Annotated in this window: 24 protein-coding genes and 1 riboswitch; of the genes, 2 read left to right on the top strand and 22 right to left on the bottom strand. The window is 43.0% G+C overall.

Annotation, left to right across the window (positions count from 1 at the left end; genetic code table 11):
• Window positions 1-58 precede the first annotated feature (58 nt).
• From O3620_RS06260 to O3620_RS06200, 13 genes are all read right to left on the bottom strand, one after another.
• Window positions 59-397 (bottom strand): YlbF/YmcA family competence regulator, encoded by a 339-nt coding sequence (locus O3620_RS06260; RefSeq protein ID WP_002900045.1) that lies wholly within the window; start codon window positions 395-397, stop codon window positions 59-61.
• 18 nt (window positions 398-415) lie between these two features.
• A complete protein-coding gene (locus O3620_RS06255; RefSeq protein ID WP_002913402.1) occupies window positions 416-1,522 on the bottom strand; it encodes a prephenate dehydrogenase in 1,107 nt (368 codons plus the stop codon).
• Window positions 1,523-1,537: 15 nt separating this feature from the next.
• The gene (aroC, locus tag O3620_RS06250; protein ID WP_002918768.1) at window positions 1,538-2,704 is read right to left on the bottom strand and encodes a chorismate synthase; all 1,167 of its coding nucleotides are present in this window, start codon (window positions 2,702-2,704) and stop codon (window positions 1,538-1,540) included.
• Between the two features lie 90 nt (window positions 2,705-2,794).
• Entirely contained in the window at window positions 2,795-3,862 is a 1,068-nt protein-coding gene (gene aroB, locus O3620_RS06245; protein ID WP_032909563.1) for a 3-dehydroquinate synthase, read from the bottom strand.
• Between the two features lie 253 nt (window positions 3,863-4,115).
• The gene (locus O3620_RS06240; RefSeq protein ID WP_002900038.1) at window positions 4,116-4,448 is read right to left on the bottom strand and encodes a hypothetical protein; all 333 of its coding nucleotides are present in this window, start codon (window positions 4,446-4,448) and stop codon (window positions 4,116-4,118) included.
• A gap of 3 nt (window positions 4,449-4,451) precedes the next feature.
• Window positions 4,452-4,757 (bottom strand): hypothetical protein, encoded by a 306-nt coding sequence (locus O3620_RS06235; protein WP_002900036.1) that lies wholly within the window; start codon window positions 4,755-4,757, stop codon window positions 4,452-4,454.
• 12 nt (window positions 4,758-4,769) lie between these two features.
• Window positions 4,770-6,128: a hypothetical protein gene (locus tag O3620_RS06230; RefSeq protein ID WP_002900035.1), complete on the bottom strand. Its 1,359-nt coding sequence runs from the start codon at window positions 6,126-6,128 to the stop codon at window positions 4,770-4,772.
• Window positions 6,119-6,727: a hypothetical protein gene (locus O3620_RS06225; RefSeq protein ID WP_002900034.1), complete on the bottom strand. Its 609-nt coding sequence runs from the start codon at window positions 6,725-6,727 to the stop codon at window positions 6,119-6,121. Before O3620_RS06225 ends, O3620_RS06230 begins: the two co-directional genes overlap by 10 nt.
• A 19-nt stretch (window positions 6,728-6,746) precedes the next feature.
• On the bottom strand, window positions 6,747-7,604 hold the full coding sequence (locus O3620_RS06220) for a shikimate dehydrogenase (RefSeq protein WP_002900031.1): 858 nt from the start codon (window positions 7,602-7,604) through the stop codon (window positions 6,747-6,749).
• Entirely contained in the window at window positions 7,594-8,271 is a 678-nt protein-coding gene (gene aroD / locus O3620_RS06215; RefSeq protein WP_002900029.1) for a type I 3-dehydroquinate dehydratase, read from the bottom strand. Before aroD ends, O3620_RS06220 begins: the two co-directional genes overlap by 11 nt.
• A complete protein-coding gene (locus O3620_RS06210) occupies window positions 8,268-9,431 on the bottom strand; it encodes a class I SAM-dependent rRNA methyltransferase (protein ID WP_002900028.1) in 1,164 nt (387 codons plus the stop codon). Before O3620_RS06210 ends, aroD begins: the two co-directional genes overlap by 4 nt.
• Before the next feature lie 340 nt (window positions 9,432-9,771).
• The gene (locus O3620_RS06205) at window positions 9,772-10,290 is read right to left on the bottom strand and encodes an HlyD family efflux transporter periplasmic adaptor subunit (RefSeq protein WP_002918766.1); all 519 of its coding nucleotides are present in this window, start codon (window positions 10,288-10,290) and stop codon (window positions 9,772-9,774) included.
• Window positions 10,291-10,352: 62 nt separating this feature from the next.
• Entirely contained in the window at window positions 10,353-11,045 is a 693-nt protein-coding gene (locus tag O3620_RS06200) for a Csa1 family protein (protein WP_002918765.1), read from the bottom strand.
• Between the two features lie 463 nt (window positions 11,046-11,508).
• Here O3620_RS06200 and O3620_RS06195 point away from each other — a divergent pair, with 463 nt between their 5' ends.
• A complete protein-coding gene (locus tag O3620_RS06195) occupies window positions 11,509-13,704 on the top strand; it encodes an LTA synthase family protein (RefSeq protein ID WP_002918764.1) in 2,196 nt (731 codons plus the stop codon).
• A 52-nt stretch (window positions 13,705-13,756) separates the two neighbouring features.
• On the opposite strand, the gene pulA is transcribed toward O3620_RS06195, so the two are convergent.
• The 4 genes from pulA to O3620_RS06175 form a co-directional block, all read right to left on the bottom strand.
• Entirely contained in the window at window positions 13,757-16,054 is a 2,298-nt protein-coding gene (pulA, locus tag O3620_RS06190) for a type I pullulanase (RefSeq protein ID WP_002918763.1), read from the bottom strand.
• A gap of 23 nt (window positions 16,055-16,077) precedes the next feature.
• Window positions 16,078-17,028 (bottom strand): diacylglycerol kinase family lipid kinase, encoded by a 951-nt coding sequence (locus O3620_RS06185; protein ID WP_371601540.1) that lies wholly within the window; start codon window positions 17,026-17,028, stop codon window positions 16,078-16,080.
• 9 nt (window positions 17,029-17,037) lie between these two features.
• Entirely contained in the window at window positions 17,038-18,996 is a 1,959-nt protein-coding gene (gene ligA / locus O3620_RS06180) for an NAD-dependent DNA ligase LigA (protein ID WP_002918762.1), read from the bottom strand.
• A 105-nt stretch (window positions 18,997-19,101) separates the two neighbouring features.
• The gene (locus tag O3620_RS06175) at window positions 19,102-19,617 is read right to left on the bottom strand and encodes a QueT transporter family protein (RefSeq protein WP_002918760.1); all 516 of its coding nucleotides are present in this window, start codon (window positions 19,615-19,617) and stop codon (window positions 19,102-19,104) included.
• Window positions 19,615-19,751, bottom strand: a riboswitch (PreQ1 riboswitch). (Overlaps the previous gene by 3 nt.)
• A gap of 28 nt (window positions 19,752-19,779) precedes the next feature.
• On the opposite strand from O3620_RS06175, the gene O3620_RS06170 reads away from it, so the two are divergent.
• Window positions 19,780-20,220 carry a GtrA family protein gene (locus tag O3620_RS06170; RefSeq protein ID WP_002918759.1) on the top strand — a complete coding sequence of 147 codons (441 nt, stop codon included), beginning with the start codon at window positions 19,780-19,782 and terminating at the stop codon, window positions 20,218-20,220.
• Window positions 20,221-20,290: 70 nt separating this feature from the next.
• Here the strand turns inward: O3620_RS06170 and O3620_RS06165 are convergent, their stop codons facing one another.
• The 5 genes from O3620_RS06165 to O3620_RS06145 form a co-directional block, all read right to left on the bottom strand.
• Window positions 20,291-20,998, bottom strand: a complete 708-nt coding sequence (locus O3620_RS06165; protein ID WP_002918758.1) for a B3/4 domain-containing protein — start codon at window positions 20,996-20,998, stop codon at window positions 20,291-20,293.
• 17 nt (window positions 20,999-21,015) lie between these two features.
• Window positions 21,016-21,465, bottom strand: coding sequence for a MarR family winged helix-turn-helix transcriptional regulator (locus tag O3620_RS06160; protein WP_002918757.1), 450 nt, complete (start codon window positions 21,463-21,465; stop codon window positions 21,016-21,018).
• Between the two features lie 119 nt (window positions 21,466-21,584).
• The gene (locus O3620_RS06155; protein ID WP_002918756.1) at window positions 21,585-22,598 is read right to left on the bottom strand and encodes a hypothetical protein; all 1,014 of its coding nucleotides are present in this window, start codon (window positions 22,596-22,598) and stop codon (window positions 21,585-21,587) included.
• Between the two features lie 32 nt (window positions 22,599-22,630).
• The gene (locus O3620_RS06150) at window positions 22,631-23,557 is read right to left on the bottom strand and encodes a YihY/virulence factor BrkB family protein (protein WP_032913085.1); all 927 of its coding nucleotides are present in this window, start codon (window positions 23,555-23,557) and stop codon (window positions 22,631-22,633) included.
• A gap of 33 nt (window positions 23,558-23,590) precedes the next feature.
• Window positions 23,591-24,448 carry a methionyl aminopeptidase gene (locus O3620_RS06145; protein WP_002918754.1) on the bottom strand — a complete coding sequence of 286 codons (858 nt, stop codon included), beginning with the start codon at window positions 24,446-24,448 and terminating at the stop codon, window positions 23,591-23,593.
• Window positions 24,449-24,454: the final 6 nt, after the last annotated feature.

The following is a 24,454-nucleotide window of genomic DNA, read 5'->3' as shown; positions in this document are numbered from 1 at the left end:
TCCTAGCTAAAGCTAAAAGAATCCGGGTATTCATCCCAGATTCTTCTTTTTTATTAACTTACTTAAGCAAATCCTGCACCGGATCAAAGATGATACGCTCAATGTCCGCTAGATAGATGGACAGTTGCTGCTGCTTATTGAAGAATTCAGAAAGAACAGCATTGCCCTGAATCTTCTCACCAAAGGAAGTCATCTTGTCCTGCACCTCCTGAGTCGGTACCTGACCAGTCTGAGCCAGCTGTTGCAGTTCTTGCTGGAAAGCCAGATAATCTGTAAAAATAGCCTTCGCTTCGCTATCAGCATCCACTGCTTTCTTGCTTTCTGCGACGGCCTTGTACTCAGGCAACTCACGCAGATTTCTGCTCAGTTCATTGGCTAAATCATAAATATTTGACATAGAGTTCTCCAATCTATATTAGTCTTCGGACACTAGGTAATCCGTATTTTCTCTTACTATTTTAGCAGATTTTTCCAAATCTTGGTGATTTTTAAAGGTGATTTGCAGAATACCGTTGATATCTTCACGGTTTTCCTCGTTGATACGAATATTGACGACTGAAATTCCCCGCAGGAGCTCCAAAATACCCAAAATCGCATCTTCTTCGTCGGGCACCTCAATAAAGAGGTCGTAAAAGCTATCTACACCGGCCCGCTTATGAATTTCCATCTGCTTGCGGCTTTGTCGCCCTCGGTCGAAAAATTCCCAGATAGCTGTCTCGTCCTTAGCCTCAATCACTGCGGCCACCTTGTCTAACTGATCTTTAAAATCTTCCAACCGCTCCAAGATAGCTTCAGGATTAGTCAAGAGAATAGAGGTCCACATACCCGGCTCACTCTCCGCAATCCGCGTCATATCTCGAAAACCACCGGCCGCAAAAGACTGGGTCAGCTCATGCTCCTGGCTATAAGCTGCCGCTTGCTCCATAAGGCTGGAGGCTAGGATATGCGGAAAATGACTGATTTGACTGGTCACTCGGTCGTGCTCGGCTGCGTCCACCTGGATAAAGCGGGCATGAAGACCACTTAGCAAGTCTTTCATTTCCTCAAGCGTACCAGACTTGGTCAGGCTAGAGGGCGTAAAGATATAATAGGCATTTTCAAAGAGAGTGACATGGGCAGCCTTGGCTCCGGTCTTGTGACTTCCGGCCATCGGGTGAGCTCCGACAAAGCGGACGGGCTTATTCTGCAGATACTTTTCTGCAGCTGCCACAATCTCAGCCTTGGTCGATCCAGCATCTGAGATGATAACATTTTCCTTCAGGTCCAGCTCCGCTAGATCCTTGATAAATGCTATGGTCTGCTTGATGGGCACAGCCAGAATAATCACATCAGCCAATGGAGCAAAGGCGGCAAAATCATCCGTTACCCGGTCTACCATTCCTCGCTCCAGGGCAACCTGTCTTGATTCTTCACTTCTGTTATAGCCGAGAATTTCAATCTCAGGATGAGCTCGCCTGATGCCCAGAGCCAAAGAAGCTCCAATCAGTCCCAGACCTGCGATATAGACTGTTTTTCTCTCCATGCCCACTCCTTTCTTCTAAAAGTTCTTGACAAATTCCCGATGGCGGGCTACCGCATCCTTCAGTTCTTCCAGATTGTCCGAAGAGAACTTCTCCAGAACTTCGGTGGCTAAAACTGTTGCCACCACGCTTTCCATGACAACACCCGCCGCTGGCAGAGCTGTAGGATCGCTCCGCTCTACTGTCGCCTTATAAGGCTCGTGGGTCTCGATATCTACGCTCATCAGTGGCTTATAAAGGGTTGGAATGGGCTTCATAACGCCGCGTACAACAATTGGCTGACCATTGGTCATACCGCCCTCAAAGCCGCCTAGATTATTGGTCCTGCGAGTGAAGCCATCTTCCTCAGACCAGAGGATTTCATCCATTACCTGACTGCCCTTGAGACGACCGGCTTCAAAGCCCACGCCAAACTCGACTCCCTTGAAAGCATTGATGGACACGACTCCCTGAGCAATCTTGGCATCCAGCTTCTTGTCCCATTGGACATAGGAGCCCAGACCAACCGGAATACCGCCAACAACAGTCTCAATGACACCACCAATGGTATCCCCGTCTTTCTTAATCTGATCAATGTAGGCCTTGATTTCTTCTTCGCGCTCAGGATTGACAATGGAAACCTCTGACTGGGCAGCTCTTTCCTTGATTTCTGCTACAGTTAGATCGGCCGGCACATCAATATCAATGCCGCCAAAGGTTACGATATGGCTGGCTACCTCCACACCGATTTCTTCCAGCAAACGCTTGGCTACTGCTCCGACTGCCACACGCATGGTCGTTTCGCGGGCAGAAGAACGCTCCAGAGAATTTCGCAAATCATCAAAGCGGTATTTCATACCTCCGACTAAGTCCGCATGGCCAGGGCGTGGTTTGGTAATCTTGCGCAGCCCTTTTTTCTTTTCATCCACATCTGCCGCACTCATAATCTCCAGCCACTTCTGGTGATCCAGATTTGTGACATTGAGGGTAATCGGACCGCCCATGGTCAAGCCATGCCGAACCCCAGACGTAATCTCGACTTGATCGCTTTCAATCTTCATGCGGGCACCACGGCCGTACCCACCCTGACGACGCTTGAGCTCAGCATTGATATAGTCAGCGGTCAGAGGAAGACCAGCCGGCACCCCCTCAATAATAGCTGTCAGACGTGGTCCGTGGGATTCTCCTGCTGTTAAGTATCTCATACATTTTCTCCTATTTCTGGGATGGAAAGAACTGGACAATCTGTCTATTTTTATCCAAACTGTCCAATCGTCTTAAACTCCATCTGGCACTCATTTCTTCAGAAATTCTTTCATCTCTTCCAGCGGAATCTGGTGAATACTAGCCGAACCCAACTCAGGCACCAGTACTAGCTTGATAGAGTTGCCTCTAGCCTTCTTATCATGGGTCAGTGCCTGATAGAGAGCATTCTCATTCCATGGCTGGTAATCCACCGGCAAGCCAATCTTCTGACACATGCGGATAATGTCTTCTGTAATCCCAGCTGGCATGAGGCCTTTCTTTTCAGCGACGCGGGAAACCTGTGCCATGCCAATCGCCACAGCTTCACCGTGCATGACTTTTCCGTAGCCTGCTGTCGCTTCAATAGCGTGCCCAATAGTATGGCCGAAATTCAGATAGAGGCGGACGCCATTATCCAGCTCGTCCTCAACCACAATCTTACGCTTGACATCACAGGAATGGTAAATGATGCTCTCTGCATGCTCCAAAATAGACTCTGGACTGCCATCCATTTCTGACAGCTCTTCCCAGAGTTCCTTATCCTCAATCAAGCCGTACTTGACCACCTCGCCCATGCCTTCAATCAGTTCCCGCTGACCCAAAGTATGCAAGACTTCTGGGTCAATCAGAACTCCGTCAGGCTGGGTAAAAGTGCCGACCATATTCTTAGCCCAAGGCGTATTGACACCTGTCTTACCACCGATAGAGGAGTCCACTTGAGCAGTCAGACTAGTCGGAACCTGCACGAAATGCACGCCCCGCATATAGGTCGAAGCAGCAAAGCCTGCCAAATCTCCGACAACTCCGCCACCCAAGGCCACGATACCATCGCTGCGGGTCAAACCAACCTTGACCAAAAACTCATAGACTTTGTTGACCGTCTTTAAGTTCTTGCTGGCCTCACCCTCCAAAAAGTCAAAGACAAAAGTCTCAAAGCCAGCCGCTTCCAAGCTCAGCTTGACCTTTTCCGCATAGAGTCGAGCCACTCGATTGTCCGTGACGATGACTACCTTCTGAGGCTGCCAAAGCTGACGCAGCCAACTTCCAGCCTGAGATAAAGACCCCTTTTCGATGAGAATATCATAGGGATGATGCGGGAGATTCACATTCAGTTTCATAAGCGCCTCCATTCCGAGTCAATCAAAAAAATTATACTTGCTTCCTAGTATATCAAATTACGTCAAATATTTCAGTATCAGTAGCTATTTCTAGTCTGCTTATTAATACTCTCCTGTGTGTGTCTAGTAAAATGAGACATCTATATTCTTTTTATTAACTTTATAAATCTGTTCAACAATCTCAAAAATACTGTTTTGAGAGACTCACTCTGTTTAGTTTGGTGAAAACTTTCGTTTAGTATATCAGAGAAAACTAATCCTCCTCATATCCTTGGCGACACAACCGATCCAGCTCCTGTTGAAATTTCTTCCTTTCAACTTCTCTCTCATCTTCCAAGCGTCTTTCAAAGCGCTTCAGTTTGACTTCAAACTCCTCTTGTAGGTAAAACAGCTGATTAGAAATCGAATTAAAATGTCTACTTGATGTCCGACGATAGAAATAATAAACCCAGTCAGCCAAGTCTTCTGTATGCCTTTGCACATCCTTTCGCAAATCCTCACAGTCCCATTCAAACTCATTAAATTGCCTCGTTTTTTTAATATATGCGTTTTCTAACTCTTCAATATTCTTTTGGCGTAGAGTCACAGTTTATCCTCCAATGATTGGACTTGTTAAGTTCGGCTGGGGTACAGACTGCAAAGCACTCTCCGCTGCCTCGGCAGCCTTACCAGTAAAGCCACCTTTCAAATCCGCTACCAAGACCGTCGCCGCAAAAGACTTCATCTTCTCAGCGTGACCATTAAACCAATCCTGCAATTCAATCCCTTCCTGAGCAATGACTAGTTTCTTAGCCGCAATAACCGCTCGAATAGCTGTCCTTTCTTGCTCTTTCTTTAGTTCCTTCAAAGCATTCTCAACTGACAGCTTATCAATAGCTAAAGCTCCTCCTACCATTTCATCCTCCTATCATTTTGATAAACCAAACAAAGCAGCCTGTTCCTTATCCAGAGCCACTATTTTACCAGACGCAGCTTCCAACACCTCAGCAATCTCAGATAATTTTCTTGCATAGCTAGCCGACTGCTCAAGTGTCCCAGTTTCCAAACCAGCATCCCAACAAGTCTCCAAGGTAAACTCGCTCAACAAAGTTTCCACTTCCGAACTTGATAAACTCTTTGCCATTTGGTATGCTGCCTCATGCACCTCAGATATATGGTTTTCCGCGCTTTCTTTAGCCTGTGCCAATTTCTGATCAACTTCTGACTGATACAGACTGCCTTGCAAGCGAGCATTATCAGCTACTGTGGCTACCAATTCTTCCCGCAGACTGATGAGCTTACTTCCTGAAACACTCCCCATTTTCTTGTGCAGTTCCATAATGGTCTTGTTATTCAATTTTACTTTATCAACTGGCTCAGGTTCAAAAGGACCATATTTCTCCAAATATTCTTTGACATAGACTTCTGGATCTGTACTGTCAAACCATGTCCCCCAATCCAATAAATTAGTTTCTTTCGCTTTTTGAGCCTTTACCTTAGCAATCTTTCTTACCTGCGCTTCGCTCATACCAGTAGCAAACATATTTTTCTTATAATACCAGTCAATATCCAAACGGTTCCCCTTCAAATGGAAAAACTCTGGAGCATGATCTCCCCAAGGAGAATTGATACCATGAGTACCTTCTGCTGTAAAAACCTTTCCATACACAATTTTTCCCCCTCCACCGTCTAAGGAGGTTAAATCTTTGCCAGAATCGCTATATGAGTGTGTATGACTATTAATATACTCTAGTTCACTCTTTGTAAATACGCCACTATTTAGAGCACCTATGCCACCCCAATCTACAAAAGTAGTTATTTGGGGAACCTTATATTTAGCCCCTATTTTTACCCCAGGGACACCAGACTGACTATAAGCAGAGAGATTGGTAATAGTTCCATTATGTTTAGCAACCTCTTCTGCTGCATTTTTATAGAACAACTCCATATCATTATACTGAGGAGACAAAGCTTCACGGGCTTTTATGGCATTTCTAGTTGATTCGTTTGGAACAAGAATTGGATCCGTCGGAGTAACCCAAACCGTCTCTAATCCAACTTGAGTTCCTAAATAAACCACACTAGTTTGTGTATAATCTAAATTTTTCCCCTCTGAATCCGAAGGCACGAAAGCAATACCTTGAGTTGTTTCGTTTTTTATTTCTATAATAGTATAATATTTTCTATTTTCATTAGTACCTATATAGAACACGGTATCTTCATTTTGCTCAATTATTTCTTTTCGTTTTGCCATAACTTGTTGAATTTCTTCATCTGTCAACGCCATTTCCGATAATTTCCTTTCTGAATTTCTAGGTTATAAACAATTTCGACTTGAGGACTACCACCCTCCTTTTTCTCGACATTTTTCAACTGACCATCTTTTACTAATGCACTTATATTATCATCAATTCCATATCCTTTAGACATTTTTGCATTCTCAGGGAGAGTCTTAGCGTCAGATACATCAATATCTCCACCAGCTTTCGAATTCTCTAAAACAATAATTTCTTCATTATCAATCCCAAAATCAAATTCAACACCAAAATGCAAACCATAACTGAGGAAAGATGTTTTTCCTACTTTACGTCCCAAATAGGCCTTATTTCCTTCTTGATCATAAATGACTGGCACAACTTGAATAGATAAGTAATCATTAGGTCCTCCTTCTTCAAAAAAGATAGGAGAAAATTCAATTTTATTAATACCAGCATAGTTTTCCTTAATATAAAGAGCTGTTTGTTCTTCAAAAAGAGAGAAAGCATGCTTAATCAGCTTGTCTCTTCTAGATTCTAATTTTGAATGTTCTATTTGTTGCATAAAAATAAATCCTCCTAAGATAATAATAAACAGAATAATAATTAATACCATAATTTTTTTCTTCAATATCTTGCTCTCCTCTTATTCAATTGTTGTACAATTCTTCTAAACACTGCCAAATTTCCTGACTGGGCATGGTCTTGCCGGTCCAAAGCTCAAAGGCTTCTGCTCCCTGATAGAGCAGCATACCAAGTCCATTGACCGCTGTGACATTTTGATTTCTGGCCCATTTGAGAAAGGGCGTTTCAAAAGGTTGGTAGATAACATCCGCAACTAAAATCTGGTCAGGTAGTTCAAGCTGTTCAGGTAGGGGCATGCTGATGCCATCCATACCTAGACTAGTCCCATTGACCAGAAGGTCTGATTGATTGATTGTATCCTGCAAACTATCCGCATCTTCCAAGGTTAGTACCTGGATAGAACTCTTGGTTTGGCGACTGATAGCTGCCATCTTTCTGACAGTCTTCTCATAGGAAGACTGTCGAGTGAAAACAAAAATTTCCTCTGCATTGTCCAAAGCTGCTTGGGCAATAATCGCTGTCGCTGCTCCACCTGCCCCCAAAATCGTCATTTTTTTGCCCCGAATAGCAAAAGAAGGCAAGCTCTTAAAAAATCCCTTGCCATCTGTATTATAACCAACTAAAATTCCATTTTTATTCACAACCGTATTGACTGCTCCGATAAGGCGAGCGCTGACATCCAGCTCGTCCAGATAAGGGATCACTTCCTGCTTGTAGGGCATGGAAAGATTGACACCAAACATATCGTATCTGCGGATATTTTCTATACTGGCCTGCAGATCCTTCACTTCTACTTCCCAAGCTAGATAGACACCATTGACACCAGTCTTTTCAAAAGCCATATTGTGAATAAGAGGAGAAATACTGTGCTTAATTGGCTTGGCAACCACAGCAGCCATGCGGGTGTGGCCATTAATTCTCATTCAAAATCTCCTGAATTTTCTTCATATTGCTCAGAGAAATCTGACCGGGTGCTGACGCCATATCCTGACTGGCAAATGACCAGCTGGAACCTGTCAAATCAGCCGCAATGCGAGAAATCTTGCCGACTTTTCCCATGGAAATAGTAACAAAATCCTGCTCAGGGTTTAAAGTCTTAAAACCGCGAGTATAGTTCATCAAGTCCAGCACATCCTGCTCATTGTGAGCCATGACAGAAACCTTGACCACCTTAGGGGTCAGAGAAGTCAGCTCAGACAGGATTTCCATCATATTTTCCGGTGTTTCCTCGAAGTTGTGGTAGCTCAACACCAGATTAGGAAACTCTAGCATTTCTTCAAATTTTCCCTTGTGAGAGAAATATTCAAAGTCGATATAATCCGGCTGGTAAAAACCGGCCACTTCCTTGATAAGAGCTACGTATTCATCATCGGACAGTTCAATTTCTCCGCCTTCCTGACGGGTCCGTAGCGTGAAAATCAACTCACGTCCGGCAAATTTTTCAAAAATAGCTGGCGCAACATTTAAAATGTCATCCTTGGCCAGAAAATCTGCCCGCCATTCAATAATATCCGCTTCTTCGTAGCGTGATACATCAATTTCTTGAGCTTCTTCTAAACTCTTGGGCATTACAGAAACGACTAATTTCATTGGTCCACCTTTATTGTAAATACCTTGAGGTAATTACTGCTCCCGTCTTTTTTATTATAGACAAAGTCTGCTGGCAGGCCATACTCCGCAAGATAGCGGTGCTTTCTGCCGGCAAGACCTTTTTCAATTTCTTGTTTAAACTTACTTTTGGAAAGATTGGCTGCATTGGTGCTTAAAATCATGATTCCCTGAGGATTCAGGATTTCCAAAGCTTGTGCAACCAAACGATGATAATCTTTAGCAACTGAGAATGTTCGCTTCTTATTTCTAGCAAAGCTAGGCGGATCTATCACAATGACATCAAAGCTTAGATCGTGACGCTTAGCGTACTTGAAATAATCAAAGACATCCATCACCTGAAAGCGATGCTGATCCAGTGTCAGACCATTGGCCAGAAAATGAGCTTCTGACAGCTCACGGCTACGCTTGGCCAAATCAACTGATACTGTCTGACTGGCACCGCCCATGGCTGCTGCTACTGAAAAAGCAGCTGTATAGGAAAACATATTGAGTAAACTTTTACCAGCAGCCAGACCATCTACCAGACTAGCACGCACCTCGTGCTGATCCAGAAAGATACCGGTCATGAGACCATCATTCAGAAAAACCTGATAGCGAACACCGTTCTCCAAGACTGTGAAGGTTTCTGGAGCTTCTGCTCCGTAGAGATGAGCGGATTCGTAGTTCAAACCCTTGAAACGAATCTTTTCATAAGCTCCCTGAATCTCTGGGAAAACCTTAGCGAAGGCTGTCAGAATCTGCTCCTTGATAGCAACGACAAAGTCATTGTACCAAGAAAAAAGCGCAAAGTCATTGTAGAAATCCACCGTGAAGCCACCGAAGCCATCCCCCTCTTGATTAAAGAGTCGAAAGGCTGTCGTGTCAGACGAATGAAAATAAGCAGAACGTCTGCTCTTAGCCTGCTCAAAGAGACCTTGAAAAAAATCCGAGTTTAGCTCTACCTTCTTCTGGGAAATCAGCCAGCCAACTCCCTTATTCTGCGGAGAGAGATAGGCTGTGCCTAAGAACTTTCCCTGACGGTTTTGCAGCTCCACGCATTGATTCTGAAGCGAAAGAGCACCAAAATCCTTTTTATCTAATAAAAGAATGCCCTTTCTCAGTTTTTCTTCTGCCTGTTGAGTAACAGTAAGTTTATTCATAAATTATATTATACCAAAGATTGTGAAAATTCTCAAAACATATTTTACATTTGAGTTAATAAAAGATTTCACAAACGAGTGCAAAACGACTATAAACCTCTCTATAGAGAGGATAAGGCTTTTATAGGAATATTACAATTTCGCCGATTTAAAATATCTCAAATGCGGCTCAAATTTTCCTTAACTGGAGAAATTATGTTATACTTAGAGAAGAAAATTTTTAGGAAATAAGACAAGGAAGGCAGAGAGGTATATTACCACAAAAAACCTCTCAGAACTATCTTCAAGATTTCTGAGAGGTTGTTCATTCATTCAGTAATATTCCAAATAGTATCTGAAATTATTTCTCCTTCAGACTGTCATTCAAACCATCTCGAATAGGGTCAAGGAAGTAATCTAAGATACTTCGATTATCTGTTTTTATTTCAAGTATTCCTGATAGACCTGAAACTAAGTCAATTCCTTTGTGCAAATGCTTCTTGTCAATCGCAACTTGGACTATATATACCATCCCTTTTCCTTTAACTTGAAAAGCAGTCGGGCTGATATAAGTCACTTTAGCAGGAATGGTTCCATAGTCTGAATAAGGATAGGCCTGTAATTTAACAACAGCCTTCATACCTTTTTGAATATCTGTTATATCCTTATCAGATACCTGAGCTTCAAATATCAGTTCTGAATCACTAGGGACGAGCCTTGCTACTGGATTTTCTGCACTAACTGTCTGTCCAATATGACTGACGATTAAACTTGCAATCTGATCAGTCGAAGGCGCCTTAATCGTTAGATACTCTAAAATATACTGTTGCTGAATCAATTCTGCCTCGGTCTTACGTTTATTCTCCGTTAAAGCAGCCATTTTTTGTGCAAGGCCGGTATCATCATGATGTAACTTGTATACTCTTTTCCCATTATTAACTCCTATTCTTCTATAACTGTTTCGCTAAAATAATATTTTTCTGACCGTTCTACCGATAATGTTAAAAAATATTTATCTTGTTTGTCATATTTTGGATATCCCCGAAATTCTAATAATGTCTTGCTTCCTTTGGGCAAATTAATGTAGCTGTTGATGTTTTCATTCGTAATCTCATAGCGGATGCTGTAATCACCTGTGACCGGACTTTCCGTAATAGCGTCTAAATCTAGAGACTTCAAATACTGATAATCAATAGGTAGTTGAGTAAAAAGAAATCTAACATTCTCTAAACTAGAATCCAGAACTTGACCATCTGTAGTTTGGAATCCATTCTTATCACTATAAGTCACAGTTGAAGTCATTATTATTTCATCGTTATATGGTTGAATTCTTACTTTCGTGTAATCTCCGATAATCTGTTTGGTAGTATGATCACCCCTCAGTTTAAACTCGTGAAAAAATGTTTTATTGTTAGTCAGCTCTTGTCTTATATATACAATCCTGAACCCCTTGGGAAACTTCTTAAACAAATCCTCCGCCTTGGCTGTCGGATAAACCTCTGAGATTCTTGAGAATCGCTCTTCATACTCCTGTCTTTTAGCGTTTTTCATGATGGAACACCCCGCTAATATAGTTCCTGCAAGAAATAGGATTGCTAATGCACATAGTTTTTTCATCTTTTTCTTCCTTTCCATTTATTCTCCAACACTTTCACCCATTATCTGCTAAATATGCTGGAATGAGCGAGATTTTCATAGCCTTCTTCATCATCTCCCCTTTAAATAGACAGCATGCATTTATACTATAACAATAACTAGTAATAAAACTCTGCGCCAACGACTTTTGATATATCAACTTATCTTAATTATATGTTTTCCTATGTTTTTTGTAAATATTTTTTGAGTGTTTTTTTAGATATTTTCCTGCTGTTTTTCAAGTTTCTGGCCAACGATATTTGATTCTATTCCACTAATGTCTGCGGCAAAATGATCTTCATACAATAATCCTAAGAAAGCTTTCTCCATTAAAAACTTAAATATTTAACTGCTTCAAACATTTTCCTCAGTCAAAAAGAGGTCAATTTTTCCTTGCGCCGTCTTTTTATGTTATACTTAGAGGAGAAAATTTTTAGGAAATAAGACAAGGAAGTAACTTTTTGTGAAAAAAATAACCAAGAATTTACTCAATTTCATGAGTACGAGACTAGGTTTTGTCTTGATTTTACTGGTCCTCTATTGGATAAAAACCATGTGGGCCTACACGATTGATTTTAACCTCGATATTCAAGGTCTTTATCAAGTATTTTTAGCTATTATCAACCCTTTCCCTATCAGCCTCTTGCTGCTGGGACTGGCGCTTTATGTAAAACGAACCAAATTATTCTACAGCCTTGCCTTCGGAATCTATCTGCTCCTCTTTGCTTGGCTGGTATCTAACTCCATTTACTACCGCGAGTTCAGTGACTTTGTTACAGTCAATACTATGCTAGCTTCTAGCAGCGTTTCAGCTGGACTTGGGGAAGCAGCACTTGAGCTCTTCCGCCCTTGGGATATTCTTTATCTGATTGATTTCCCGATTTTGGCTTTCTTATTCTTTAAGAAATACATCCGAATGGATGACCGGCCTTTCAATAAACGCGCCAGCTTTGCTGTGACCTCCCTGTCTGCCATGCTGTTCTCTGCCAACTTATTCTTGGCTGAAATTGACCGGCCTGAGCTCTTGTCACGTGGATTTTCCAACTATTATGTCGTTCGGGCTCTGGGCTTGCCAGCCTTTCTAGGTTACAGTGCTAACCAGACATATACCGCCAATCGTGAGCGCTCCAAAGCTTCTGAAAAAGACTTGGAACCAGTAACAGAATATATTCAATCCCACTATGCGGAGCCTAATCCAGAATATTACGGGATTGCTAAAGGCCGCAATGTTATCTATGTCCATCTGGAAAGCTTCCAGCAGTTCCTGATTGACTATAAGCTGCAGGCAGATGGGAAAGAGTACGAGGTGACACCTTTCCTTAATTCCCTCTACCACTCCAATTCGACTCTGGCTTTCTCTAATGTCTTCAACCAGGTCAAGGCTGGTAAGACTTCTGATGCTGAAACCATGATTGAAACTGGGCTCTTCGGTCTCAACCAAGGATCCTTTATGGTTAACTACGGTGGTACTAATACCCAGCAAGCTGCACCTTTTATTCTTTCCAAAAACGGCGGCTACACTTCCGCTGTTTTCCACGGAAACACTGGAAGCTTCTGGAACCGTAATACAGCTTACAAGCAATGGGGTTATAACTATTTCTTCGATGCGTCATACTTTACCAAGCAGGACGATACCAACTCCTTCCAGTATGGTTTGAACGACAAGATTATGCTGAAAGATTCCATCAAATATCTGGAACACCTGCAGCAGCCTTTCTATGCTAAGTATATCACGGTTTCCAACCACTATCCTTACACGACTAGCTTGATTGGTGACGAAATTGGCTTCCCGCTGGCTAAGACCAAGGATGAAACCATCAACGGTTACTTTGCTACTGCCAACTACCTAGATTCTTCTGTCAAGGCCTTGTTTGACTATCTCAAAGAATCCGGCCTCTATGACAACTCTATTATCGTTCTCTACGGAGACCATTTTGGAATTTCCCAAACCCGCAATCCTAACTTGGCCCCTCTTGTAGGCAAGACTTCTGAGACTTGGTCCAACTACGACAATGCCATGATGCAGCGCGTGCCTTACATGGTTGTAGTCCCTGGCATGGACAAGGGAAAGATAATTGATACATACGGTGGTCAAGTAGATATGCTGCCAACATTGGAGCATTTACTGGGCATTGACTCTAAAAACTACCTTCAAGTTGGACAAGACCTGCTGTCATCTCAGCATCAGCAAATCACAGCCTTCCGCTCCAGCAATAACTTTGTCACTCCAAAATACACTAGCTTCAACGGACGAACCTACTACACCCAGACCGGTGAAGAAATTACCAATCCAGATGAAACCATCAAGAAAGAACTGGATGAGATTCGCAATGCCGCCAATACCCAGCTTAAGATGAGTGATGCCATTCAAACAGGTGACTTGATTCGCTTCTACAAGGGAAATGACTTAGGCAAGGTCAATCCTAAAGATTACTCTTATCTTAATTCAATGAAAGCCTTGTTGGCTATTGAAAAGGAAAAAGGCGACCAATCAACCAGTCTTTACTCTAAGCGAGGCAATGTCTCCACTGTGGACCTCTTTAATTCGCCAAGCTATCGTGCACTGCATCCAGAGCAGTTCCAAACTAGCAGCAGCGACGAAGACAGCAGTCAAGAAGATTCAAGTTCTTCCAGCTCTAGTTCCACAGCCAATCCGTAGATAGCAAAAGCCTTAAGTCCAATGGACTTAAGGCTTTTCTTGTACCAATATCTTATTGAATAACTTCAAAAACAGAAACCGTCAGATTTTCAACATAGAAAGGCTTCTTATGACGGCTATTGCCAACTACGAGGCGCAGCTTATCTGCATTCGGCAGATAGTAAGGCAGGCCGCTGGCATTAAAAATGACTTGATAGTGCTTGTCATCCTTGATTTCAAAGATAATCAAGCCACTGCCCTGCTCTGCTGATTGGACAAAGACATGCTTATAAATGTCTTCATAGGTCTGATAAGAAAAGGCCTTGCAGGATGTCTTGAGACGAATAATGTCCTTGATAAAATCAATACTCTCTTGATGGTCCTGCAAAATATCCCAATTCACCTGATTGACTGCATCTGGCGCATTGTAGCTGTTCATAGCCCTTTCGCGATCGCTATGCAGAACTTGGCCGTCTTCCCCCGTAGCTACAAGCTTAGTACGAGAAAATTCCTGTCCGACCTCCATGAAAGCCATACCCTGCATGAGCAGGTTCATGGCAGTTGCCAGCTCAATCCGCTTGGTGCGAGTCAGAACATCATCGTCGGGATGCAGCTCCGCAAGCAAATCATGTAAATTGAAATTGTCGTGAGCCTCCACGTAGTTAAGAACTTGATCAGGACTGAGATAGCTGCCTAGCTCACTGCTGCCAAGGATAGACTTAGCGACAATATCCTCCGTCGCCTGACCACTGACAAAGCCAGCCTTGATGCCGCCATAAACTTCCGCTCCTTTGACTGCATCCCGCTCTGTATCATTGAAAAATCCAATCCGCGGCAACTGATAAGCATTGTCCTTTTTGGCCTTGTCTTCTGGCCTCAAGCCCGTTCCCATATCCCAGCCTTCTCCATAGAGCAGGATTCTCGGATCCACCTCATCCATAGCTTGACGGATGGCATTCATCGTTTTTACGTCATGAATTCCCATCAGGTCGAAGCGGAAGCCATCTACATTGAACTCCTTTACCCAGTAAAGCAGAGAGTCAATCATAAACTTGCGGAACATCTCGTGCTCGCTGGCCGTCTCACTCCCCACTCCAGTTCCATTTTGGAAAGAGCCGTTAGGATTCATTCGATAGTAATAATCCGGTACCGTAGCTTGAAAAGCAGAATCATAGGTCGAGTAGATGTGATTGTAAACAACATCCAGTGTCACAGAAATCCCCGCATCATGGTAGGCCTGAATCATCGTTTTCAAATCGCGAATAGCCTGCACTGGGTCAGCAGGATTGCTGGAAAAGCTAGTCTCCGGAGCATGATAGTTCTGTGGGTCATAGCCCCAGTTGTAGATTAGCTCTCCAATTTCATCATAGTCCTTGTGACGATCAGACACGGGCTGAAGTTGGACAACATTAACGCCTAAATCACTGATATAGTCAAAGCCTGTCTTTTGCCCTTGATGATTGGTAGTGCCTTTTTGACAGGCTCCCAAGAAGGTCCCGCGCAGCTGACTATCCACGCCAGAAGTTTCCGACTTGGTCAAATCCCGAATGTGCATCTCATAAATCACTGCTTGATTGGGATTATCCAAGCGCCAGAAAGCTTCTTTGCCTTGCAGAACTTGAAAACCAGCTACTTCTGTCTCATCCGCTCCAAGAATCGCTGAACGCTTGCCATCTGGACTGGTCGCAATGGTATAAGGATCGCGAGTATAAAAATTACGGTATTCAAAGCTAACATGATAGTGATAAGTTTTGCCGGTCAAGTCTTCTGCTATTTCAGTTGACCAGACACCGATGGTGTTTTCCTTATGGTCGTGAGAATATCGGTCTCCTTTTTGCATTGGGAAAATTTTATAAACAGGAGCTTGATTGTCAGCCGATTCATAGACTACTAGTTCTACCTTCCTAGCTGTCGGTGCCCAAACTTTGAAAGTATGTGCGCCGTCCGTCTGACGGTGTCCCAACCAGCCTTGATAGCCCCAGCATTCATCAAAGTAGTCTGTTCTCAGGGCCATATCAAAGTTATGCGGCCGACGGCGTGAATACTGGTGACTTGTCGTTGCAGCCTGCAGGGAATAATAAACCTGCGCATCTCCCTCAATCAGCCAAATTTCCGTCACCAGATGAGGAGGCAACAAATCAATATGATAGTCACAGGACTGGCTGGACCAGTCTGAACGTTTGATAATCACATGAGCGTGATTTAAGGGCTCCCATGTCTCAAATGATAATTCCCCCTGAATACCAAAATAATCAAGTTTGGAAAAGGCTGCTTCCTTTCCCCATTGGTTTATTTGCCACTGCCACATATCATAGGAGAAATAATCTCCAGTAGGATTGTGGTAATGGACTAAGACTTTATAGTCTAGCATGTTCTTTCATCTCTTATCTAAAATTATTCTATTGAAAGGGCTGTCTGACTGATTTCATCAATATTGGCAAAAAATTCCAAATGTCCGTGCAGCACTTCCAGTTCAACAGGCGTATCGCCGCCGTATTCTCCATCCAAATTCAGCATAAATGAACCTTTTTTATCTAAAACTTCCAGCTGCAGCTTGCTTGTTTTGAGGTATTCTACATTGATATCGCCAACGTGCTGACCGCCATTGATAGCCTGCATCATCAGACTCAGCATATCAAAGAGATTGGCTGTCTTGACCAAAATCAAGGTAAAATTCCCGTCGTCTAATTTAGTATCTGGCGCTAGCTTTTCAAAACCACCGATAGAGTTGGTCAGAGCCGCAAACATCAGCGAAATCTTCCCTTCAAAGACACCGTGATCGTGCTTGATACGGACTTTGCGGAACTTAGAGCGAGGGAGCTTTTTTGCTCCTTCTGCGACATAAGCAAAGTAGCCTAAACGAGACTTAACCTCACTTGGCACACTGTAAGTCAGCTCGGTTAGAGTCCCAGCCGCTGCAATATTGATAAAATACTTGTTCCCATAGGCCCGGCCAATATCCATCTTTATGGTCTGGTTCTTTTCAATAATGCGGGCTGCCGCTACTGGATCTCCCATGGGAATCTTCAGAGCACGCGCATAGTCGTTGGTTGTGCCAGTTGGAATAAAGGCCAATTTAGGCCGTTCATCCAGATTCGCCACGCCATTAACTACCTCATTGATGGTACCGTCGCCGCCTGCCGCAATAATCAAATCAAATCCTGCTTTTGCTGCTCTTTCAGCTTCTTTTTGAGCAGAAAGAGGCGCTGGAGTGGTTTGGTAGGCGCTGGTTTCATAGCCCACATCCTCCAAAACATCCAGAACTTCCGCTATATTTTTCTTAATAATTTCCTGTCCCGAAGTCGGGTTATAAATCAATCGTGCTCGTTTAATCTTATCCTTCATACTTCAGCCTCATAAGCTATCAAGCCAATCTTCATCCCGAATTTCAATTCCTAACTCCTGAGCCTTAGCCAGCTTGCTGCCGGCATCTTGGCCAGCCACTACCAGATCCGTTTTTTTAGAAACAGATCCGGAAACATTAGCACCTAGACTCTGCAATTTTTCTTTAGCTTGATTGCGTGTCAATTTTTGTAATTTACCAGTCAAGACAACCGTCATACCTGATAGGGCTGCATCAGCCACTGCCTTTTGCCCCAGATAGTCTAGATTCACACCTTCTTCCTGCAGCTCCGCCAAAAGAATCTGAGAGCCTTCCTGCTCAAAATAGGTATGCAGGCTTTGGGCAATCACAGTTCCAAGACTGTCAATAGCCGCAATCTCTTCTTGGCTGGCCTGAGACAGCTTAGGAATATCATGGAATTTCTCCAGCAAAATTCGACTGGCCTTGCTTCCCACATGGCGAATTCCCAAGCCAAACAAGAGGCGTTCAGCCGAGTTCTCCTTGGAAGCTTGAATAGCAGTATACAATTTATTTGCTGATTTTTCCTTAAAGTTCTCTAGTTCTAGTAAATTTTCTACCGTCAGCCGATAGATTCCAGCCACATCCTTGACTAGATTTTGAGCAAAGAGCTTCTCTACCACTGCTGGACCAAGGCCAGTAATATTCATGGCATCCCGGCTGGCAAAGTGAATCAAGCCCTCCTTGATCTGAGCTGGGCAGAGCGGATTGATGCAGCGCAGAGCGACTTCATCTTCAAAGTGCACTAGCTCACTCTCACAGCTCGGACAGTGACTTGGTATTTCCAGAGGCTCCTCTGAGACACGCTTGGACTCAACCACTCGCAAGACAGCAGGAATAATATCTCCCGCTTTATAGACGATAACGGTATCTTTCTGACGAATATCCTTCTCCGCAATATAGTCCACATTGTGCAAAGTTGCTCGGCTGACAGTCGTTCCCGCTAGCTGCACCGGCGTCAGATTGGCTGTCGGAGTCACAACTCCCGTCCGCCCCACTGTCCAGTCAACAGACAGAAGCTGGGCTTCCTTTTCCTCAGCTGGAAATTTATAGGCGATGGCCCACTTGGGTGCCTTGACAGTAAAGCCAAGCTCCTCTTGCACCGCCAAGTCATTAACCTTGATGACAATACCGTCAATCTCATAAGCCAGACTGTCCCGCTCCTGAGCAATCTTTTCGATAAACTCCCAAACTGCTTCGATAGAATCCGCCAGAATATGTGTAGGATTGACTGAGAAGTCCAAATCTGCCAGCTTGTTTAAGACGGCTTCTTGGCTGCCAACCTGAGTAGGACTGGCTTCTTGGTATAGGAAGGTTGCTAGATTGCGCTTGGCCACAACTGCTGTGTCCAGCTGGCGCAAGGTTCCCGCTGCTGCATTACGTGGATTGGCAAACTCAGGCTCACCATTTTCCTGTCGCAGCTGATTGACCGCATCAAAGGATGCCTTGGGCATATAGCACTCTCCGCGAACCGTAATGTCCAGCGGTTCTTTCAAAGTCAGTGGAATATCCTTGACCCGCTTGAGATTTTCAGTAATGTTTTCACCAACAGAACCATCCCCCCGAGTCGCTCCTGCTACCAAGATTCCTTTTTCATAGGTCAGAGAAATAGAGAGCCCGTCAATCTTGAGCTCACAAAGATAAGAGACCTGAGGAAATTCCTTGCGAATCCTCTGGTCAAAGGCTAGTAATTCTTCACGTGAAAAAGCATCCTGCAAACTAAAGAGAGGATACTGGTGTGGATATTTTTCAAATCCTTCTAAAATCTTCCCTCCCACCCGATGTGTCGGACTGTCAGGCAGGATATCGGTTGAGTACTTTTCTTCTAACTCCACTAACTCACGATAGAGTCTGTCATACTCGCTATCCGATACACTTGGCCTGTCTGCCGTATAATACTCATGGGCATATCGGTTGAGCAACTTTACTAATTCTGACATTCTTTCTTTCATACTTCTATTTTATCACAAATACACAAAATCTTCCTCTATTTGTTCCGAATTCTTCCTAAAAAGCAAAAGGACATAAAAAGAGCGGAAATTCCGCTCTCAGCTGTTTTATTTTGTCAAATCAATCCTTTTCGCAATCTGGTTAATAAGGATAGCTCCAGCAATCAAGGAAGCAAATTCTCCAATGGCTGTTGTAAACCAAGTCAGGAAGAATGGCAGACCTTGCAAGAGGTGTAACTCTGCAGCGATGGTCACCATCGAAACAGAAAAGAATACTGCAAAATAGAAGTGATCCAAACGAATCAAGCCTTTAATCAGATATTGATTCTTATAGCTACTGAAAAGATAGACACCCAGTGACAGGAAGACCAAAGTGGACCCACCGCCAACAAAGACATCAACGATTCCAAAACTATAGAGATTGGCAATCATACAGCCAATGGTCACACCCATGATATACTTACGATTATAAAAGGCCATAAAGTTCATCATTTCAGAAATTCTGAACTGGTATGCACCATAGCTAATGGCATTTAAAGGCGGAGTAATCGTAAGAGCTACATAAATAGCAGCAACAATGGCAATCTGAGCCAAATCACGAACTGTCAGTTTTTCTTGTTTCATGTTTTCTCCTTTAGCGGCTTTACCGCGTGTAATATGCTTGGCGAAAGAAGCTAAGCGCCAAGGGTTGCGTCACATGAGAGGAGCATCATTAGATGATTCCCCCACAGATTTGGCAACCCAACTAGTATAGCATAAATCCTAGAAATATGATAGACTATCTTTATGAAAACTTTAATCAAAAAATTCTTTGACAATGAGGTTCTGTCCTATCTCTTCTTTGGTGCGGCAGCAACACTTGTTTATATGACTACTCGTCTCCTTATTTTCGCTCTTACGGGACAAACATTATTTGCCACCATTACTGCTAATATCACAGCAGTTCTTTTTGCCTTTATCACAAATGATACCATTGTCTTTAAGCAGCAACGCAAAGGTTGGCAAAAGCGACTTTTTAAATTTGCTCTGGCGCGTTCTGGCACTCTTTTGCTAGACATCATTCTTGCAAAATTATTAGTGGATACTTATCCTAATATTATCGGGCAATTTGTCAACAATAACCGCAATCTTATCAACTCTATCGAGTCACTTTTTTCTCAAGTACTTATTATTGTTCTCAACTATGTTTTCAGTAAGGTCTTTATCTTTGAAAACAAGAAAAACTAATTGGCTATGGTGCTTCAACCTCAAAATATCAAATCTGGACCAGATAATTCTGATCCAGATTTTTTTAGTCTCAGATTTCCAAGCTTGGATTATCAAGCGTCAGATGGGTGATTTCACCTTTGACACCAGAATAGTCCTCAATCAGAGTCTGAAGCTCTATCATAGCTGCTTGAGCACGCACGGCCTGCTCTTCGTTGATGGCCTCGATAACCAAGATGGCATCCTTGGTCGCTTCTGTCAGCATAGTTCGCTGGGCTTCTCGCCAGTTAAGGCAACGGCAGACAGCCCCCTCTTCATCATAGTAGATGATTTCTTCTGGCAGAGCCGGCGCGTCACTCTCAGCTCCCAACGGGAAAAAAGCTTCGCCACCCTTGGCTTTTCCTAGATGAAGACCTCCGACAATCTTATCCAAATCCTCACCGCCACATGGAACCGCATAAGACAGCGAGACATTGTTGTAGATATCGACCAAAGGATTGATTGGATGAAATTCCCGCCCCTGACTAACCCGCTTGAGCAGGGCTTCGATAGAGGATCGTGCTCCTTTCTTGGTCTTGAATTTGCTGAAAGCCTGCCGCCACTCCTGAATGACTTCATTTTGAGTGAAGTTCTCATCTAAGATAAAGTCCTCAGCTCGTTTCGCTCCCTTATCCAGCAGGGATTTGAAATATGGGTCCTTACTTTCATCCACACTATTATCCAGCCCCTTGACCACTAAAATACTAATCTGACCTTCCGGAAATACTTGCCAAAATTCATTTTCAACTGTAACTTTCATGATGCACCTCTTTAATCTTAATAGTTTCTTTTTTGTCCTTTTTTGACGGCTTCCCAGTTACCTGTGATGTTTTCACGCACTCGGACCAGCATTTCCTCCAAGGCTTGAACTTCCGCCTGAGAAAAGCCCTGCAAGGACGTCTCTTCAGAATAGTCATTTTCAGCTAGGATAAAAGGATAAAGTTTTTCTCCTTTTTCCGTCACAAACCATTCCTTGTTCTTCTTGTTGTCCTTGGCTGCCTTCTGCTGCACCAAGCCCTTGGCCTCTAGCTTCTTAACAGAACGGGCAACCGTTGAGCGATCCACCTTGAGAAGCTCCGACAGCTCCTCTTGAATGATCCCTGGATTCTCCGCGATTCGAACCAGATAAAGATATTGCCCCCGCGCCAGCTCTATGTCGCGGAACTCAATATTAGCAATGGAATCCAAAGCTCGGGCTATAATCCCAATTTCCCGCAATACTGACATATCCCCTCCTTTAAAATTTTATTTAAACATATTATATCACATTTTATTGCAAATGCAATAAAAACACTAAAAAATGAAAAGAGGAAAATCCTCTTTAAATTTGGCAAAAATGTCTTTTTCTAGTTTTCATCTTCCTTGTAGTATTTTTGCAATTCTTCCGCCGAATTAATGACATGCTCCTGTCCATCTATTGAATATTTAGCTGGGATAGTCACGTTCTCAAATACATTCGTTCCAGGCGGAAAGAAGAGTTCGGTTACGTTTTTTACTAGCTCAACATCGGTTTCTCTATTTAAGAAAGTAACACGAGCATCTTTTTCATGCATAATCTTATACACTTGGGGATATTTACTTGATAGAAGTGAATTCTCAAATTGTTTTTCTGAATAAGAACTTTCCAGAGACATCCATGTTATATGAAGTGCAACACCTCTTTTTTCCATACGTTCATCAAAATTAGTGAAGATTGTAAAACCATTAGGAAGTTTTCTATATGGATTGATTCCCTTATCTGAAACAATTCTCCCTTCATCTAGATTAATACAATATGCCTTTTTTTTATCAGTTGACTTCTGTCTTAAATAGATTACTGCATAATACTTTTGAGTGTTTGAGTCCGCTATAATATCTGAACGTATTTTTATCGGAATCAAATCAGAGTCGTAGTTACGTACCATCTCAAAAACATCAAATTCTCTCTTTTTTAATTTTTTATTCTGGAATTTGTAGACTGCCAACTTCCAATATTCCCCTTTTTGAGGAATATTTCGATTAAATTCATCTTTATTCAATAGATTTGGATTAGCTTTGAGCTTCATGTAACTATTGACGAAATATCCAGAGTCAAACTCTCTTATAACATCATAATCAGGATCTACTATATATGATTTTGCTTTTTTCATATTTTCCTGTTCTTCAGAATTTACAACGTTCCAGTTATAAGCAATAGCCTTATCGTTTTCAAGAAAGCTATAAACAGGTTCATATTCAGGAGAAAAATACGTAAACTGCCCGTACTTTTCTTGGAACTTCTTTGCCTCTTCCTTGCTCCAAATAAAATACGTTGCAGCCCCTAGAATCAAGACTAGAGCGACCACAATACTCTTCCATTTAGTTAGTTTTTTACTTTTCATACTTATTTGTCCTTTTTCACTCTAAAACTACATCAGTCCTCTTCTTCATCCTGCTCTTTCTTTTTGAAAGTAAAGCGTCCAGTGCTTTCAACTTGAAAACCTGACTCACAGCAGCTCTGGATACTGGCATTGAGCACTGCGCCAACAATCAAAATTTTAGCAATCATGATAAACCAAAACATCATCACAACCATAATGATGGAGCTGAAAAAACGAACATCAACCAGGTGATTTAAGTAATTGTCCATGTAAACGGAAAAGATATTAAGTAAAGCTAGAATGATCAAGAGCACAAAGGCGCTGCCAGGCAGAACATAGCGTTTTTTGTTGATTTTCACATTAGGCAGGAAATAATAGAACATGACCAAAACCGAAAAGAGTAAGGCGTAAATCAATGGCTCGGTAAAATTCTGCAAGTGCTGATAGAGTTGGCTATCTAGCTTCCAGTAAGTACGGAGGAAATCCAGCGACATATGGCCGAACATAGTCAGAAAGAGGGCCAAGGCAAAGAGAATCTGCAGACCAAGACTCACAAATAGACTCATGACGCGATGAGAAATCAGCCCCCGGCTCTTGGCTACCCCATAGGCTTTGTTAAAGGCAATCTGTAGGAAATTCATGGACTTGGAAAAAGTCCAAAGAGCCGACAAGACTGAGAAGCTCAGCAGACCAGTGGAAGGCTGGGTCAGCACTTCACGCATGACTTTTGCTACAACATCATATAAAGTCTCCGGCAGCATGTCCTTGATGGCTGTCAGAAAATCCGCAATTGGAATATGGAAATAAGGCAGAATATTGACGACAATCAAGAGCAAAGGAAAAACGGAAATCAGCCAATAATAAGCAACTGCAACGCTGCTCAGCTCACTATCTGCCTCTTTATAAAAACGGAAAAATTCTCTTAACAACTGATTTTTGCGAACCTTACTAAATAATTTCTTCACTCTCTTCTCCTTCAAAAAAAGCTGAGGCAAATGCCCAGCCTTTGATTTCTAATAAGTCCCTTCTTCTCCCTGGCTGGTCAGAATGACAGGGCCATCTTTTGTAATGACAAACTGATGCTCATACTGACAGGACAGACCGCCATCCAGCGTTTTATGTGCCCAGCCGGTCTCAAAGTCCGTATCAATTTCCCAGGTACCCGTATTGATCATGGGCTCAATAGTCAGAACCATCCCCTCACGCAAGCGCAAGCCGCGTCCTGCTCGACCGTAATGCGGCACCATAGGCTCCTCATGCATGGTTGGGCCGACACCGTGCCCCACCAAATCACGCACAACGCCATAGCCATGACTTTCAGCATATTCCTGAATTGCTGCGCCAATGTCGCCGATGCGATTGCCAACCTTGGCAGCCGCAATTCCACGATAGAGACATTCCTTGGTCACATCCATCAGCTGCTGAGCCTCTGGTCTAATCTTCCCTACTGCATAGGTCCAGCAAGAGTCTGCCACACCGCCCCGGAAGCTCTCTGTGTGCTGCTTCATCTGCGCTACATTATCAAAATCTAGCTTTGACACATCCAGCTCTGCCTTATCGACCAAGCCAACCACCATATCAACGCTGATGACATCACCTTCTACCAGCTTCTGATGACGAGGAAAGGCATGAGCCACTTCGTCATTAAGAGAGCAGCAAGTCGCATAAGGATAGTCCATGATAGAGCCTTCAACACCAATCTGCAGAGGCAGCGCATTGTCTTCTTTACAACGCTTGCGAACATACTCTTCGATGTCCCACATGTCAATGCCTGGCTTAATCAAGTCTCTCAAACCAATATGGACCGAAGCCAGAAAATCTCCACTCTTGTCCATCAAGTCAATTTCACGCTGTGATTTTAAAGTAATCATTCTTTC

Origin of the sequence: Streptococcus sp. 27098_8_134 (assembly GCF_041431675.1) — a bacterium.
GTDB classification, from domain to species: Bacteria; Bacillota; Bacilli; order Lactobacillales; family Streptococcaceae; genus Streptococcus; species Streptococcus sanguinis_R.
Note: the sequence above shows the minus strand (reverse complement) of the source record. Positions and strands in the feature narration are given on the sequence as shown.

Excerpts from the sequence above, each read along its gene's own strand:
- aroB (WP_032909563.1), bottom strand. The coding sequence starts at position 3,862 with ATGAAACTGAATGTGAATCTCCCGCATCATCCCTATGATATTCTCATC.
- O3620_RS06205 (WP_002918766.1), bottom strand. The coding sequence starts at position 10,290 with ATGGCTGCTTTAACGGAGAATAAACGTAAGACCGAGGCAGAATTGATT.
- aroC (WP_002918768.1), bottom strand. The coding sequence starts at position 2,704 with ATGAGATACTTAACAGCAGGAGAATCCCACGGACCACGTCTGACAGCT.
- O3620_RS06220 (WP_002900031.1), bottom strand. The coding sequence starts at position 7,604 with ATGAGAATTAATGGCCACACCCGCATGGCTGCTGTGGTTGCCAAGCCA.
- O3620_RS06165 (WP_002918758.1), bottom strand. The coding sequence starts at position 20,998 with ATGAAAGTTACAGTTGAAAATGAATTTTGGCAAGTATTTCCGGAAGGT.
- pulA (WP_002918763.1), bottom strand. The coding sequence starts at position 16,054 with ATGCTAGACTATAAAGTCTTAGTCCATTACCACAATCCTACTGGAGAT.
- O3620_RS06160 (WP_002918757.1), bottom strand. The coding sequence starts at position 21,465 with ATGTCAGTATTGCGGGAAATTGGGATTATAGCCCGAGCTTTGGATTCC.
- aroD (WP_002900029.1), bottom strand. The coding sequence starts at position 8,271 with ATGAAATTAGTCGTTTCTGTAATGCCCAAGAGTTTAGAAGAAGCTCAA.
- O3620_RS06235 (WP_002900036.1), bottom strand. The coding sequence starts at position 4,757 with ATGGTAGGAGGAGCTTTAGCTATTGATAAGCTGTCAGTTGAGAATGCT.
- O3620_RS06175 (WP_002918760.1), bottom strand. The coding sequence starts at position 19,617 with ATGAAACAAGAAAAACTGACAGTTCGTGATTTGGCTCAGATTGCCATT.
- ligA (WP_002918762.1), bottom strand. The coding sequence starts at position 18,996 with ATGAAAGAAAGAATGTCAGAATTAGTAAAGTTGCTCAACCGATATGCC.
- O3620_RS06170 (WP_002918759.1), top strand. The coding sequence starts at position 19,780 with ATGAAAACTTTAATCAAAAAATTCTTTGACAATGAGGTTCTGTCCTAT.
- O3620_RS06210 (WP_002900028.1), bottom strand. The coding sequence starts at position 9,431 with ATGAATAAACTTACTGTTACTCAACAGGCAGAAGAAAAACTGAGAAAG.
- O3620_RS06255 (WP_002913402.1), bottom strand. The coding sequence starts at position 1,522 with ATGGAGAGAAAAACAGTCTATATCGCAGGTCTGGGACTGATTGGAGCT.
- O3620_RS06260 (WP_002900045.1), bottom strand. The coding sequence starts at position 397 with ATGTCAAATATTTATGATTTAGCCAATGAACTGAGCAGAAATCTGCGT.
- O3620_RS06200 (WP_002918765.1), bottom strand. The coding sequence starts at position 11,045 with ATGGAAAGGAAGAAAAAGATGAAAAAACTATGTGCATTAGCAATCCTA.
- O3620_RS06155 (WP_002918756.1), bottom strand. The coding sequence starts at position 22,598 with ATGAAAAGTAAAAAACTAACTAAATGGAAGAGTATTGTGGTCGCTCTA.
- O3620_RS06145 (WP_002918754.1), bottom strand. The coding sequence starts at position 24,448 with ATGATTACTTTAAAATCACAGCGTGAAATTGACTTGATGGACAAGAGT.
- O3620_RS06185 (WP_371601540.1), bottom strand. The coding sequence starts at position 17,028 with ATGAAGGATAAGATTAAACGAGCACGATTGATTTATAACCCGACTTCG.
- O3620_RS06230 (WP_002900035.1), bottom strand. The coding sequence starts at position 6,128 with ATGGCGTTGACAGATGAAGAAATTCAACAAGTTATGGCAAAACGAAAA.